We start from the raw sequence: 14,783 nt of genomic DNA on the forward strand, positions 1-14,783 counted from the left end.
GTAAGAGGGTTAGAGACTACGGTGACATCTGAGCGGGACGACGACACCAGACGGCTGGAAGCGCTTGCCCTTTACGACATCATGGATACGCCGCCGGAGCCGGAGTTCGACGATATCGTCCTGCTCGCCTCCGAGCTTTGCCATACGCCGGTGGCCTTGGTCAGCCTGCTGGAAACCGAGCGGCAATGGTTCAAGGCGCGTATTGGTTTCGATTTGCCCGAAACGCCCATCAGTCAATCGGTGTGCGCCCATGCGCTGCAAAGCACTGGTCTGCTGGTCATCCCGGATCTGACGGCGGATCCGCGGACCTCCGAAAACCGCCTCGTTACCGAACCGCCGCATATCCGCTTTTACGCCGGGGCACCGTTGATCTCGCCGGATGGTGTCACCATCGGCACGCTCTGCGTGATCGATACCGAAATACGGCCGGAAGGCCTCAGCCTGACGCAGAAGAAATCGTTGTCGGCATTGGCCCGACAGGTTGTCGTGCTTCTCGAAATGCGTCGCAATTCAAGCCGCAAGGACGACCTCTTTCGCCGCCAGAAGCGTATCAGTTCCGAGGTGCGGGCAATTGCTGCCAGCAGCATCGCCGCGCAGGAGGCGGGCGGTATCGGCACCTTCGATATCGATGTCGGCACCGGCCGCATGAAGATTTCCGCCGAGGGCTGCCGCATCTTCCGCCTGCCCGTGCAGGACGAATATCCGGCCAATGTCATCTACGATTTTATTCTTGCCGAAGACCGCCACCTGCCGTCTGCCGACAAGACCCGCAGTGATGGCACCGCGCTTCTTGAAGCCGAATACCGCATCCGCACCCCGAAAGAGGGCATTCGCTGGATTTCGCGGCGCGCCTCTTTTCATTACGACGCGGACGGGCGCCCGGTGCGTATGGTCGGCACATTGCAGGACATTACCGAACAGCGGGGCGCACAGGCCCGCATGCAGGCGATGATCGAGCTTGGTGACGTGCTGCGCGACATGGAGGATGTGCAGCAGGCCGCTTTCGATGCCGCCGAGCTGATGGCGCGGGCGCTCGGTGCGACACGCGCCGGATTCGGCTTGGTCGATCCGGTTGCCGAAACGGTGCTGATGCATCGCGATTGGCGCGCCCCCGGTATCGGCACGCTGGAAGGCCTGCATCATTTCCGCGATTATGGCAGTTTCATCGAGGATCTCCTTCGCGGCGAAACCGTGCTGATCGGCGATGTCACCACCGATCCGCGCACCCGCGAGCATTCCCAGGCGCTGCTGGATATCGGTATCCGCGTGCTGGTCAATGTGCCGATCTTCGACAAGGGCCAGTTCAATCTTGTCGTTTTCGTACATTACAACGAACCCCATGACTGGAAACAGCGCGAAATCGATTTTGTCCGCAGCGTCGGTGATCGCCTGCAGGCCGGTATCGGCCGTCTTCTTGCCGAGCAGGACCAGGACATTCTCAATCGGGAACTCAGCCACCGCCTTAAAAACACGCTGTCGATCGTGCAGGCCATCGCCACCCAGACCTTGCGGGCGGTTCCGGACAGGGATCCCGTCGACGCGTTCGAAAAACGCCTGCAGGCGCTCAGCTCCGCCCATGACGTGCTGATCCACCAGAACTGGACGGGTGCGTCGATCAAGCATCTCGTGTCGGACACGCTCGACAGGCTGGGCATGCTGGAACGAGCCCAGATTTCCGGCCCCAGCGTGTTCCTGGGGCCGAAGGCGACGCAGTCGGTCATGTTGTTGCTGCACGAACTTGCCACCAATGCAGCGAAATATGGTGCTCTGTCGAATGGAACAGGAAACGTTATCGCGAGTTGGGAGACCAGCGGGGCAGCAGACAATCTTCAGTTGACCTTCACATGGCAAGAAACCGGCGGACCGCCGGTTGTCGAGCCGACGCGCCGGGGTTTCGGTTCGCGTCTCATCCGTATGGGGCTGCTGGGAACCGGCGGCGTCGAGATCCGTTATGACAAGCCGGGAATCATGGTAGTCATGACGGCATCACTCTCGCATTTGCAGGAAGCAGGCTGATAATGGGCCAATCAACGATGTTCGCGAAAACCACGATCCTTGTCGTGGAAGACGAACCACTCCTGCGCATCATGGCGGTGGATCTGGTCGAGGACGCCGGTTTCGAGGCGCTGGAGGCTGCCAATGCGGACGAGGCGATCAAAATCCTCGAATGTCGCAGCGATATCCGTGTCATCTTCACGGATATCGATATGCCCGGCAGCATGGATGGCCTTCTGTTGGCCGCTGCCGTGCGCGATCGCTGGCCACCGATCAAGATCATCCTGACCTCCGGGCACGTCCATGTCAGCGAAGTCGAGCTTCCGGTGGGCGGAAAGTTCTTTTCCAAACCCTATGACCACGCACAGGTGACACGCACGCTGCAATCGATGGCGGGCGTCAGCCATTGACATGGAGCATCCGGCCGCATGATAGGCGGCCGGACTGTATCAGCGTTTCGGCCGCTTACGGAATGCGGGCGATCACCTTGATTTCGAAATCGAAACCTGACAGCCAGTTGATGCCGACCGCCGTCCAGGCCGGGTAGGGCGCTTTTCCGAAAAACTCCCCTTTCACCTTCAGCACGGAATCGAACTGTGCTTTTGGATCGGTGTGGAAGGTCGTGACGTCGATCACGTCATCCAAGGTCGCGCCTGCGGCTTTCAGCACCGCAATCAGGTTGCTGAAGGCAAGTCTGACCTGCTGTTCGAAATCGGGCTCCGGCGTGCCGTCGGTCCGGCTGCCCACCTGTCCGGAAACGAACAGCAGTTCACCGGAGCGCACGGCTGCGGAATATCCGTGTTCCTCATAAAGGGCATGTCGGCCCTCCGGAAAAATTGCTTCGCGTTTGCTCATGACATTTTCCTTTCCTGGATTTTATCGCGCCGCTTCTGCCGTATCCGGCTTCACGATGCGTTGGTGTTTTGATATACGGCGCGTATCTATAAGTAGTGGCATACGTTGCGTATGTCAAATTCAAATACGAATCGTATGTGAACTCTGAGGTCCGCAATGGCAAGAACACGTGCAGAAACCATGGAAGAAAACCGCACAAAGCTGATTGCAGCGGCGCGGAAGGCCTTTGCCGAAAAGGGGTTTTCCGCGGCCTCGATGGATGATTTGACGGCCGATGCGGGCCTCACGCGCGGTGCGCTTTATTCCAATTTCGGCGACAAGCGCGGTCTGCTTGCTGCTGTCGTTCACCAGATCGATGGCGAGATGGCGGCGCGCGCCGAAGCGATCGGGGCGCAATGTGACGATCTGTGGGAAGGGCTGCAAATGCAGGCGGCCGCCTATATCGAGATGGCGCTTGTTCCGGAGGTGCAGCGGATCGTGCTGCTCGATGGCCCTGCCGTCCTTGGTGATCCGTCGCAATGGCCCAGCCAGAACAGCTGCCTTCAGGAAACCATGCAGGCGGTGCGAAAACTGAACGAGGCGGGCCGATTAAAACCTTGCGATACCGAAGCCGCCGGCCGGCTGCTCTGTGGCGCAGCCCTCAATGCGGCGCTCTGGGTGGCGGCCAGTGATGATCCGAAGACGGTGCTGCCCAAGGCGATCAAGGCATTCCGGCTGATGGCGGAAGGGTTTTTGGCAAAGCCGCCGGCCTGATGGCTCATCATCGACGCCACGCATGCCCTGCGCCGCGGACGGATTCGCGCGAAGACGGATGATGCGGGAAATCGTGACTGATTGTCGTTTTGTGGCCGCATTCCATTCCAATGATCACCGGTGTGACCGGGAGAACGGCCGCCATCGCGGTCCGCTCGCGGCGAGAGAATTATCATGCTGAGATAATAAGTAATTTTATCACCGGAGAATAATGCCATGAAATATAAAACAGTCGGAATGCTGGTTTCGGGCGGTTTCAACAAGGACATCAATGACCATGTGAATGGTGCGGGAACGCATTACATGCTGTCTCGCGATCGTTCTCCTTATCTCATCCAGGTCAAGGCCGGTCTTCTGGTCCAGAATACCGGTGTGGGACTGCATCCTTTCGACACGACCTCCAGCAGCAACGATACCTTCATCTTCGTGATGACGGGGGATGGCGTGATCTATTCCGGCGACAAACAGCTCGTGCAGCATCACAGCAGCTTTCTTGCCGGACGCGAAGTGGCCGCTGCCGGGTCATGGGTTGTGCGCAGTGGCCGACCCGGCCTGATCACCAACATGAGCGGCCACTACCAGACGCCGATCGACTATGCCGAGCAGATATTGAAGGAACTCAAGTCCCGCGGCGTCAATACCAGCGCGGTTGTGAAGCGCTGGATAGGCGGAACCTCACGTGAAACCGCCAAGGCGCTGGCCGAAATCGGTGTCACGCGCAAAAGGCTTGGCGATCATGGCGAAACCGCCGCGAAATTCTGATCGCCCTTTTCGGGCGCTTCAGAACCGGGTGGTGAAAGATGAGGCCGGCATGCAGCAGCCTCGTTGCGGTCGCGCTTCATGGCGCGACGGCGCCCGGCAAGGATACGGGCCATTTACCAGCGGCACGCCGTTTTTTATGGAAATTCATCAGCTTCTTCGCTACAACCCATCTCACGGCGTGTGCTGCGTGCGCCACGGATTTTCCGAAACCGACGGAGACTTTGATCAACCTTCCACAGAGGGAGTGAGACCGTATGTCTTCATCCGGATCCACAGGAAAAATCCGTTCAACCTTGCGCCATTTTCTCGACAATGAGGCATCCGGCGGCATCGTGCTGATGGTGGTGGCCGCGCTTGCCATCGTCATCGCCAATTCGCCGCTGGCCCAGACCTATTTCTATCTCCTGCATATCTACATCGGGCCGCTCAGCCTGTTGCACTGGATCAACGATGCGTTGATGGCCGCTTTCTTCCTCCTCGTCGGGCTTGAGATCAAACGCGAAATGCTCGATGGGCAGCTGTCGACATGGAGCCGGCGCATCCTGCCCGGCGCGGCGGCCGCTGGCGGCATGCTGTTCCCGGCACTGTTTTACGTCGCCTTCAACTGGCAGGATCCGTCGATGCTGCGCGGCTGGGCCATTCCGACGGCAACCGATATCGCCTTTGCGCTTGGTGTCATTTCGTTGCTTGGTTCGCGCGTGCCGGCCTCGCTGAAAATCTTTTTGGCAGCACTCGCCATTATCGACGATCTCGGCGCCGTCATCGTGATCGCCGTCTTTTATACCGCGGATCTGAGCATTCCGGCCCTCGCTGGCGCGGCCGTGGTTCTCGCTGCTCTTGTTGGGTTGAACCGCATGAAGATATTGGCTCTTTGGCCTTATCTGGCGCTCGGTATGGTGCTGTGGATCCTGGTTTTTGCCTCCGGTGTGCATGCCACGCTTGCGGGCGTCTTGCTGGCGCTCACCATTCCGCTGAAACCCACGCCGGGTACGCCGGAAGCGTCACATGCCGAATCGCCGTTGCACCGTCTGGAGCATCTGCTGCACAAGCCGGTCACCTTCGTCGTCGTGCCGATCTTCGGTTTCGCCAATGCCGGCGTGTCGCTGTCGGGCGTGTCGCTGGCGCTGTTTTCCGAGCCGCTCACCATGGGTGTTGCCGTTGGTCTTCTGGCCGGCAAGCTGGTTGGTGTGATGGGCACGGTTGCCGTTCTCGTGAAGCTCGGCCTGGCGCAGTTGCCGGCCAAGGCCAGTTGGGGCCAGATGACCGGAACGGCGCTTTTGTGCGGCATCGGTTTCACCATGTCGCTGTTCATCGGCCTGCTTGCCTTCGATGATCCGGCCGTTCAGGATCACGTCAAGATCGGCATTCTGATGGGGTCGGTCGTGGCCGGTATTCTCGGTGCGCTGCTACTGGTGATTTTTGGACGGCGGGCAGCGTAAACGGCTGAAATGTGGACGGGCGGATCATGTAACCGCCTGTCTTACATTCTGCGTCATCCCAACCTTCACCTTCGTCATTCCGGCCCATCCTTGCGTACCAATCCCTGAAAATTGACAAAAGCCTGGGGACGTTTTGAGGGGTCGATTCAACGATATCAATATCTTGAATCCGAGTTCATCCCCGCATTTCCAGAATGTGCGACACTCATCGCGTTCTGTTTCGGCTACACCGGTCCGCATTGCCGGCGAGATAGAGCCGGTGATCGCATGGGACGCCCTGATGCAGGTGATCCATGCGGGGCTGCGCAGAAAATGGTCTTCCTCTCGTCTGAAAGATGGCGGGGCGTGCGTGTGTCGCACACAAACCGGCTCGATCTAATAACCAATAACAGCGAGCCGCCGCAGAAGGACCGGAGTTGCGCGGAAAAACCACCGAACGGGGCACGTCGTGCGCCATTATAAAATTAAATTAGGAGGCACAGGGCGTGCCCCGGCCGCATAACCCGCAACGACAGCGGGCGTTTTTTGAAAATCGAAGATCGCCAAGGCCCGACTCTGCCCGCTTGAAACTGGACAAAGTCCAACCGCTCCCATACCACAAGGGTGAGGGCCGTTCAGGCCCGGATGAAACGGGAATTTTGAGACATGGCAATCAAGGACGTTCGTCAGGGCAAACGCAACGAGGAGGGCATCGCCGCCGTCCTCGAGATTTTCAAACAGGCGTTCGGCGAGCGTTTCCAGACCGGCCAGTCCTTTCGCGAGCAGCATGCCCACACCACCACCTATCTGCCGGCGCAATTGCCCGACGGCGTGGTTTTTGCCGAGACCAGCGAGGACGTGAAGCAGGTCGTCAGGACATGCGCCGAACACAAGGTCCCGGTCATCGCTTTCGGCACCGGTTCGTCGCTGGAAGGCCAGATAAACGCCGTGAATGGGGGGATCTCCATCGATTTTACGCGCATGAACAAGGTGCTGCGTGTTTCGCCGGAAGATCTCGATGTCACCGTGGAGCCCGGTATCACCCGCGAGGAACTGAACGTTCACCTCCGTGATACGGGCCTGTTTTTCCCGATCGATCCCGGCGCCAATGCCTCGATCGGCGGCATGACGGCGACGCGCGCCTCCGGCACCAATGCCGTACGCTACGGCACCATGAAGGACAATGTTCTGGCGCTGACGGTCGTGACTGCCGACGGTGAGGAAATCCATGTCGGCACCCGCGCCAGAAAATCGTCGGCGGGTTATGATCTGACCCGGCTTTACGTCGGCTCGGAAGGCACGCTCGGCATCATCACCTCGGTAACGCTGCGCCTGCAGGGCATTCCTGAAAAAATCGGCGGCGGTGTCTGTGCCTTCGAAAGTGTGGAAGCCGCCTGCAACGCTGTCATCATGACCATCCAGATGGGCATTCCGGTCGCCCGTATCGAACTTTTGGATGCCATGCAGATCCGCGCCTGCAATGCTTATTCGGATCTCTCCTATCCGGAAAAGCCGACGCTGTTTCTGGAATTTCACGGCACCGAAGAAACCGTTGCGCTGCAATCGACGCAGTTTGCCGAAATCGCCGCCGAGTTCGGCGCAGACGAATTCGTCTGGACGGCCAATGCCGAAGAGCGCGCAAAACTGTGGAAGGCACGTCACAATGCCTATTGGGCCGGCCGGGCACTCGATCCGTCGCTGAGCGGCTTTTCGACCGACGTCTGCGTGCCGATCTCGCGTCTGGCCGAATGCGTGGCTGAAACCCAGGCTGACATTCAGGAAGCTGGCCTTCTCGCACCGATCGTTGGACATGCCGGCGACGGCAATTTTCATGTCCTGGTGATGTTCGACGACAAGGATCCGGCATCGGTGGCGAAGGTGGAAGCTTTTACCCATCGTCTCGGTCAGCGCGCGCTGGCCATGGATGGTACCTGCACCGGTGAACACGGCGTCGGCCAGGGCAAGCTCAGCCTGCTTGCCGAAGAAATCGGCCCGGCTCTGGGCCTGATGCAGGCACTGAAGAAAAGCCTCGACCCGGACAATATCTTCAACCCCGGCAAGCTCTGGCATCAGGCGGATTAAAGGGAAACGGCGGATAAGGGGAGACGACAGGCAGTGCTCGGACGGATCATGCTCTTCCTCGGTGGCCTGGTGGTCGTGGCTTTGTTCACGGCCCTGTTTGCCCCGTTTTTCCTCGATTGGTCGAGTTTCCGCACCGAATTCGAGAATCAGGCGAGCCGCATCCTCGGCAAGAAAGTCACCGTTCACGGCAATGTCGATGCCCGCATTCTGCCGTTCCCGTCGGTCACCATGCATGACGTGCGCATCGGCCGCGATACCGATGGTACGCCGCAGGTTCAGGCCGCCGAATTTTCCATGGATATGGAGCTTGCGCCCTTCATGTCCGGCGAAGCGCGCATCTTCGACATGCGCATCGTGCGGCCCAAGGCGCGCATCCGTGTTCTGCCGGATGGCACGCTGGATTGGACGCGGGGCAGTCGCGCCGATATCCCGGCCCGCAATGTTGTGCTGGAAGACGTGCACATCACCGATGCTGAAATCGAGTTTATCGATGAGCAGACGGGCCGCACCCGCCGCCTGACGGCGTTTAACGCCGATATGGCGGCCGCTTCTCTCGCCGGCCCATGGCGCGCGGATGGCACGGCCAATCTCGACGGATACGATGCCCGTTTCAATTTTTCGAGCGGTGAGCCGGACGCAACGGCTGGCACAGTGCCGCTGCGGCTGCGCCTGTGGCCCGATCTCCAGCCGATCGAACTGCAGCTCGATGGCGCGCTGGCGGTCAAGGAAGGCCGCGCCGGTTATGATGGGGCTTTCAACCTCATAACCTTGCAGGAAGAAACCGAGGAAGAACCTGTGACCGCGCCGCCGCCCGGCCCGCGCGTAAAAGGTCGGTTCGAACTCACCAATGATCGTATCCGCATCCCCGAATATCGGCTGGAACTCGGTGCCCTTGATAACCCTTACGTCACCACCGGCGAAGCGACGCTCGATACCGGCGAACATCCGGAATTCCTGCTCACCGGAGATGGCCAGCAGATCGACGTCAATCGCCTGACACAGGAGGAGGCTGGTGGCAAGACATCGCGCAATCCGGCAGTGTCAGCTCAACGACGTTTGAATGCGCTGATCCGCATGGCCGCCGCCATTCCGATCCCGCAGGTGCCGGGAAAGGCGAGCCTGCGCCTCCCGGCCATCGTTCTCAATGATACGACCATGCGCGACATTCGCCTCGATCTGCGCCCTGCCGGGCAGGGATGGGCGGTCGACAATGTCGTTGCGACCTTGCCCGGCCGCACCCGTGTTGAAGCAAGCGGCAGCCTGCAACTGGTTGGCAAGGCGGCCTTTTCCGGCAACATGCTGCTCGCCTCCAACCAGCCCTCGGGCCTGGCCGACTGGTTGTCCGGCAAGGTCGATCCCGCCATTCGCCGCCTGAGTTCCGCCGGTTTTTCCGCAAAGGTCGATCTCACCACCGAACGCCAGCGTTTTCAGGATCTCGAGTTGGCGATCGGCAATGCGACGCTCACCGGCAATCTCGAACGCCAGTCCTTTCCCGAACAGACACCGAGCCTGACGGTCGACCTTGCCGGCAACGAGATCGACATCGACGCCATGCGGGCACTTGGTTCGCTGCTGACCGGTGACGATGCTGGCCGTGACGTTCTCGACCACAAGCTTTCCGGCACGCTGCGTGCCGATCGGTTCAACGCCTTCGGTGTTGCCGCCAACAAGGTCGATACGACCTTCTCATTTGCCGATGGCGGTCTTTCGCTGGAAAAGCTGACGGTCGGCGATCTTGCCGGCACCGAAATTTCCGCAAGCGGCAAGCTCGAAGGTTCGCTGCTCGCTTATGCCGGAAACGGTACGGTGTCGATGAAATCCGCCGATCCGACACCGTTTCTCGCCATGCTGCGCGATCGTCTGCCGCGTAATCCGGCCCTGACGCGTCTGGCGGAAAGTGCCGGCTGGTATGCGCAGACCGATCTGAGAGCCGATGTGACCGTGGGTGGCAACGTCAACGGCATCGCCGCCAACCTTTCCGGCATCAGCAACGGCAGCCGCGTCAGCGGTGATATCCGCTTGCCCAACCTGCTCAATCTGACGGGCAGCGACACGTTTGATATTCAAGCCAGTCTGGAAAATCCGAATGCCGCAACGCTATTCGGCCAGGCCGGTTTCGATCCGCTGCCCTTCGACGTGGAAGGGGATGGTCGCCTGACCCTGATCGCGACCGGCAGCGGTGACAAGCCTGCCAATATCGATATCGGTTATGCCGCCGGCGCAACGCAGCTTTCGGCAAGGGGCGACATCAACCTCATGGACCCCGGCTTCGGCAACGGCCAGCTAAAACTGTCCGTCGAGAGCCCGGATATCGAACCCTATCTGCTGATGACCGGCGTCGGCCTGCCGCAATTCGGCGCGGGTCTGCCGGCAAGACTGTCCGCAGATCTGGCGCTCACGCCCGAAGCCATCACCGTTTCCGGTCTGGAAGGCACGCTCGCCGGCAATGCATTGAATGGCGAAATCCGCCTTGACCGCAGCACGCCGTCACTTGCGGCAAGCGGCAGGCTTGCCATCGACACTCTTGATTTCGCCTGGCTCGGTGAAGCCATCTATGGCCCGATCACCGATCCCGAAACCGGGGGGCTGACGACCAAGGATTTTGCGTTGCCGATTTTCGGCACGGACGCCACGCTCGATGTCAGCGCCAAAATCCTGCGCACCGATTTTACCGCGCCGGTCACGGATTTTTCCGGCCGCATAACCCATCGCGGCGGCAATCTGACGATCGAAAATCTCGTCGGTACCTGGAATGGCGGCAAGCTCGGCGGCAGATTGATGATGTCGAACGGGCAGGGCGTCGGCATTTTCCAGACCCGTCTGACGCTGGAAGGCGGCGATCTTGCACCGCTCATCTGGCAGGCAGAAAGCGGCGCACCGGTCGCGACCGGCGGCATTGGGTTTGATCTGGTTACAGAGGCAACGGCCAAAAGCGTCGCCGATCTTTTGGGGTCGGCCAGCGGTTCGGGGCAGGTTCGCTTGTCGAATGTCACCGTCAACAGCCTCAATCCCGGCCTGCTGGGCCCGCTGCTCACACAGGCAGACGGCATCAAGGGCGAGGTAACGGCGGCAAAGGTCCAGCCGCTTGTCGCTGCTCTGGTTCATGCCGGTCAAACGCGCATCGGCGACGTCACCATTCCGTTCACCATGACCGATGGCGAAGCCCGCGCCCAGAACATCACTGCCGTCGATGGTGCGGCAAAACTCAACGGTGCCGTTCGGTTGAATTTTGGCGAGAGCAGGATCGCAGGCGAAATCACCGTGGGGCTTGATGCCGGCGAAGAATCGCTTGCGGGTGGCGATGCAGCCTTGAAGCTTGTCTATTCCGGTGACCTGTCGGCGCCGCAGGAAACAATCGACGTTGCCGACATGAGCAATTTTCTCTCCATGCGCGCTTTCGAGAAGGAACGTCGCCGCGTCGAGACCTTGCAGGCGAGCGTGCTTGAAAAACAGCGGCTGCGTCGTGAGGCAGCGCTTTATTCCTTCCGCGAAAACGAACGCCGCATCGCCCGCGAAAAAGCCGAGGCGGAGGAAAAGCTGCGTCTGGAAGAAGAGGCACGGTCGGTCGCCGAACAGGAACAGCAGCGTCAGGCAGAGGAGAAGGCAGCAGAGGAACGGCGCCGTCGTGAAGCGGCAGAACCTCGCCTGAACTTGCCACCAGCCGATGGTGGCACGCCCACGCTCGATTTCAACAATCAGGATTTCCAGAGCCTGCCGGGCGTGCAGCAGTAAGGTCGGGATGGTGAAGGCCAGGCGGCACTCAGGCCGTCTCGCCCTTCAAATGCCGCAGCACATGCACGCGCAGCGCCGAAGATAGATTGCTCTCGGCGTCTCGCCCTTCATCGATTTCGGCGATAAGCCCCGCAATGCTTTTCTGGCGCGCAACGGCAATCGTCTTGAGTTCGCTCCAGAACTCGTCTTCCAGTGTAAAACTGGTGCGGTGCCCATGCAGGGTCGCGGAATGTTTGCGGATCATGGCATCGTACTCGCACAACGAGGCTGATCGTTTCGGCATTTCAGGCGGTGAGGTAACGTAACGTCATGACGCCGGGTCAGGCGTCGTCTTCAGGCTTGTCCAGCTTCTTCTGGTCGAGCGCGCGCTCGGCCTTGTCGTTCAGCGCCTTGGTCAGCGTCTTTTCGGTCTTTGTTCGTCCAAAAGTCAGGCGGTTCTGTTCCGCCTGGCTTTCTTTTTCGGATCTTGCCTTGGTCTTGCGGAATTGACGCAGGTTGACGATGTCGGCCATGTGCGTGCTCTCCGCCAGGCCTCGAAAGGCCGATCAACTCAGTGCTTCTTGCGGAACGAATCCAGTGACACGACGGAACCTTCTTTTTTCGGCTCGTCGTTTTTTTCTTCCGTGTCGCTGTCTGCAACCGGCTTTGCAGCAGCATCGATCGGGTAGGCGGTAATTTCCGCGCCGGTCTCGTTTTCGTCCTCGTCTGCCATCGGAACTTCGAATTCGAGTTCAAAATTCACAGACGGATCATAAAAACCGCGGATGGCATTGAACGGGATGACCAGACGCTCAGGCGTGTCGGAGAAGGAAAGGCCGATCTCGAACTGGGTGTCGTTGACCTTCAGGTCCCAGAACTGGTGCTGGACCACGATGGTCATCTGCTCGGCATATTTCTGCTTGAGGTGCTGCGAAATGCGCACGCCCGGCGCGCCGGTCAGGAAGGTGATGAAGAAGTGGTGTTCACCGGGAAGCCGGCCGGTCGTCGCGACTTCGGACAGAACCTTGCGGATGACGCCACGCAGTGCGTCCTGCGCCAGAATATCGTAGCGGATATGATCCTGCCCCATCGGCCTGTCTTCCATTCGTTGTCGTCTTTTCTCAATCGGTTGCGTTCGCCCGTTATAGGGCAGGGCAAGGTTGGGGAAAAGCCCCCGCCCAAGCTCGATTCCGAGCATTCTACAAAATTTCAGGGGGAAGGAGAAGGTGGAGGTTTCTGTTGCCAGGTACCTCCGAACCCCGCCTTACGGGGCTAACCGTAAGGACTTAGAGCGGAATTCCCGCACCGCCATTAGGCAGCGAGAGCGTATTCCTTAGCGTTGTTGTCGTTTGCAACTACACTTGTGACCCGATAACGGCGGTATCATGCCGAGCAAAAGTACGATCTTTACGCCCTTGTCGATCCTATTTCGCCCCCATCAAAAGCCGGTCATTTCGACCAACCGGTTTTTGGTGGAGGCGCCGGGTACCGCCCCCGGGTCCAATAGGTTTATTACACCGACCATTTATCGCCATATCCGGACCGAAGTCCGGCACGGCTGATATAGGGGTTCGCGAGGCCGTTGAAAAGAGGTCTTGTCATCTTGCTGTGATGATCGTGAAAAGCCGGGAAAAGCGCGTAAACGACAAACAGATCCCATTGGTGCGCGGCAGGCATGCTATTATGTAAACCAAAATTTCAGGAATCGGCGGCCCACCCTATGAAACAATATCTAGACCTTCTCCGGCATGTCATGGAAACCGGCAGCGATCGCGGCGATCGCACCGGCACCGGCACGCGCTCGGTTTTCGGTTACCAGATGCGTTTCGACCTCTCGGACGGATTTCCGGTTCTGACCACCAAGAAACTGCACCTGAAATCGATCATCCACGAACTGCTGTGGTTCCTGCAGGGCGATACCAATATCGCCTATCTCAAGGAAAACGGCGTGCGCATCTGGGACGAGTGGGCCGATGAGAACGGTAATCTCGGCCCGGTCTACGGTTACCAGTGGCGCTCCTGGCCAAAGCCCGATGGCGGCCATGTCGACCAGATCAAAAACCTGATCGAAGGCCTGAAGACCAATCCGAATTCGCGTCGCCATATCGTTTCCGCCTGGAACCCGGCGCTGGTGGACGAGATGGCGCTGCCGCCCTGCCACTGCCTGTTCCAGTTTTATGTCTCGGACGGAAAACTGTCCTGCCAGCTCTATCAGCGTTCCGGTGATATCTTTTTGGGGATTCCATTCAATATCGCGTCGTACGCGCTTTTGACGCTGATGGTGGCGCAGGTCGTCGGCCTGAAGCCCGGCGAGTTCATCCACACGCTGGGTGATGCGCATATCTATTCGAACCATTTCGAGCAGGCTGAGTTGCAGATGACGCGTACGCCCAAGGCTTTGCCGACCATGCGCATCAATCCGGACGTGAAGGACATTTTCGGTTTCACGTTTGAGGATTTCACGCTCGAGAATTATGAGGCGGATGCCCACATCAAAGCGCAGGTGGCGGTGTGAAAAAACATCCGGTGTCCATCATCGTTGCCGTGGCAAAAAATGGTGTCATCGGGCGCGACGGAGATATGCCGTGGAAACTATCCACCGATCTCAAGCGGTTCAAGGCGATGACACTTGGAAATCCGGTGGTCGTAGGACGCAAGACGCTCGAATCGTTTGGCGGAAAACCGCTGCCGGGACGGCCGCATGTCGTTGTGACACGCAATGCCGACCTTAAGGTCGAAGGCGCCGAGACGGCTTTCTCTCTGGCTGTGGCATTGGAGCGAGCCGATGAGATTGCCGGCGAGACCGGTGCAAAGGAGGTCGCTGTGATCGGCGGCGGCGACATATATCGGCAGGCCATGGATATGGCCGACATTCTCTACATCACTCACGTCGAAGCAGCGATCGCTGACGGTGACACCTTCTTTCCCGCCATCGATCCTGCCGTGTTCGAAAAGGGCGAGGAGATTTTTGTCGCCGCCGGGGAAAAGGACACTTACCCAACCCGTTTTGTGACCTATCGCCGCAGATAGGTTGTGCTTTGTAAGGTTTCGTTTTCGAAATCGTCTCAAAGCCTTGCGAAACTGACCCAGAACACCGGGAAGTTATTGAGCGCGCGTTGAAACCACGTGTTGTGAACCCTATAACGGGTTGGATCGGGAAATGTGCGGGGGAATTCGCGCGCCACCGGCATGGGAGTATTCCAACAA

General features: G+C 59.2%; 13 protein-coding genes and 1 other RNA gene. 9 read left to right on the forward strand and 5 right to left on the reverse strand.

All coding sequences use genetic code 11. From position 1 onward, the window contains the following. Nucleotides 1-21 precede the first annotated feature (21 nt). Nucleotides 22-2,016: a GAF domain-containing protein gene (locus ACRQ1B_RS05260; RefSeq protein ID WP_432292600.1), complete on the forward strand. Its 1,995-nt coding sequence runs from the start codon at nt 22-24 to the stop codon at nt 2,014-2,016. Nucleotides 2,017-2,018: 2 nt separating this feature from the next. Further along, entirely contained in the window at nt 2,019-2,405 is a 387-nt protein-coding gene (locus tag ACRQ1B_RS05265) for a response regulator (RefSeq protein ID WP_432292601.1), read from the forward strand. 55 nt (nt 2,406-2,460) lie between these two features. On the opposite strand, the gene ACRQ1B_RS05270 is transcribed toward ACRQ1B_RS05265, so the two are convergent. Then, nucleotides 2,461-2,850, reverse strand: coding sequence for a RidA family protein (locus tag ACRQ1B_RS05270; protein ID WP_432292602.1), 390 nt, complete (start codon nt 2,848-2,850; stop codon nt 2,461-2,463). Between the two features lie 156 nt (nt 2,851-3,006). Between ACRQ1B_RS05270 and ACRQ1B_RS05275 the strand changes: the two genes are divergently transcribed. From ACRQ1B_RS05275 to ACRQ1B_RS05295, 5 genes are all read left to right on the forward strand, one after another. After that, on the forward strand, nt 3,007-3,603 hold the full coding sequence (locus ACRQ1B_RS05275; RefSeq protein WP_432292603.1) for a TetR/AcrR family transcriptional regulator: 597 nt from the start codon (nt 3,007-3,009) through the stop codon (nt 3,601-3,603). Between the two features lie 216 nt (nt 3,604-3,819). Then, nucleotides 3,820-4,365, forward strand: a complete 546-nt coding sequence (locus tag ACRQ1B_RS05280; RefSeq protein WP_432292604.1) for a hypothetical protein — start codon at nt 3,820-3,822, stop codon at nt 4,363-4,365. Nucleotides 4,366-4,619: 254 nt separating this feature from the next. Next, nucleotides 4,620-5,804 (forward strand): Na+/H+ antiporter NhaA, encoded by a 1,185-nt coding sequence (gene nhaA, locus ACRQ1B_RS05285; protein WP_432292605.1) that lies wholly within the window; start codon nt 4,620-4,622, stop codon nt 5,802-5,804. A 645-nt stretch (nt 5,805-6,449) separates the two neighbouring features. Continuing rightward, nucleotides 6,450-7,865 carry an FAD-binding oxidoreductase gene (locus ACRQ1B_RS05290; protein ID WP_432292606.1) on the forward strand — a complete coding sequence of 472 codons (1,416 nt, stop codon included), beginning with the start codon at nt 6,450-6,452 and terminating at the stop codon, nt 7,863-7,865. Between the two features lie 33 nt (nt 7,866-7,898). Next, nucleotides 7,899-11,597, forward strand: a complete 3,699-nt coding sequence (locus ACRQ1B_RS05295) for an AsmA family protein (RefSeq protein WP_432292607.1) — start codon at nt 7,899-7,901, stop codon at nt 11,595-11,597. Between the two features lie 28 nt (nt 11,598-11,625). On the opposite strand, the gene ACRQ1B_RS05300 is transcribed toward ACRQ1B_RS05295, so the two are convergent. From ACRQ1B_RS05300 to ssrA, 4 genes are all read right to left on the reverse strand, one after another. Continuing rightward, nucleotides 11,626-11,841 carry a ribbon-helix-helix domain-containing protein gene (locus ACRQ1B_RS05300; protein ID WP_432292608.1) on the reverse strand — a complete coding sequence of 72 codons (216 nt, stop codon included), beginning with the start codon at nt 11,839-11,841 and terminating at the stop codon, nt 11,626-11,628. Nucleotides 11,842-11,917: 76 nt separating this feature from the next. Then, complete coding sequence (locus tag ACRQ1B_RS05305; protein ID WP_432292609.1) at nt 11,918-12,109, reverse strand: DUF4169 family protein; 192 nt, start codon at nt 12,107-12,109, stop codon at nt 11,918-11,920. A 38-nt stretch (nt 12,110-12,147) separates the two neighbouring features. Then, nucleotides 12,148-12,666, reverse strand: a complete 519-nt coding sequence (locus tag ACRQ1B_RS05310) for an SspB family protein (protein ID WP_432293815.1) — start codon at nt 12,664-12,666, stop codon at nt 12,148-12,150. A gap of 135 nt (nt 12,667-12,801) precedes the next feature. Further along, nucleotides 12,802-13,169: a transfer-messenger RNA gene (ssrA, locus tag ACRQ1B_RS05315) on the reverse strand. 127 nt (nt 13,170-13,296) lie between these two features. Between ssrA and ACRQ1B_RS05320 the strand changes: the two genes are divergently transcribed. Both ACRQ1B_RS05320 and ACRQ1B_RS05325 read left to right on the forward strand, forming a co-directional pair. Next, nucleotides 13,297-14,091, forward strand: a complete 795-nt coding sequence (locus tag ACRQ1B_RS05320; protein ID WP_432292610.1) for a thymidylate synthase — start codon at nt 13,297-13,299, stop codon at nt 14,089-14,091. Further along, nucleotides 14,088-14,606: a dihydrofolate reductase gene (locus ACRQ1B_RS05325; RefSeq protein WP_432292611.1), complete on the forward strand. Its 519-nt coding sequence runs from the start codon at nt 14,088-14,090 to the stop codon at nt 14,604-14,606. Before ACRQ1B_RS05320 ends, ACRQ1B_RS05325 begins: the two co-directional genes overlap by 4 nt. Nucleotides 14,607-14,783 lie beyond the last annotated feature (177 nt).

Origin of the sequence: Endobacterium panacihumi, from assembly GCF_050847465.1 — a bacterium.
GTDB classification, from domain to species: Bacteria; Pseudomonadota; Alphaproteobacteria; order Rhizobiales; family Rhizobiaceae; genus Neorhizobium; species Neorhizobium panacihumi.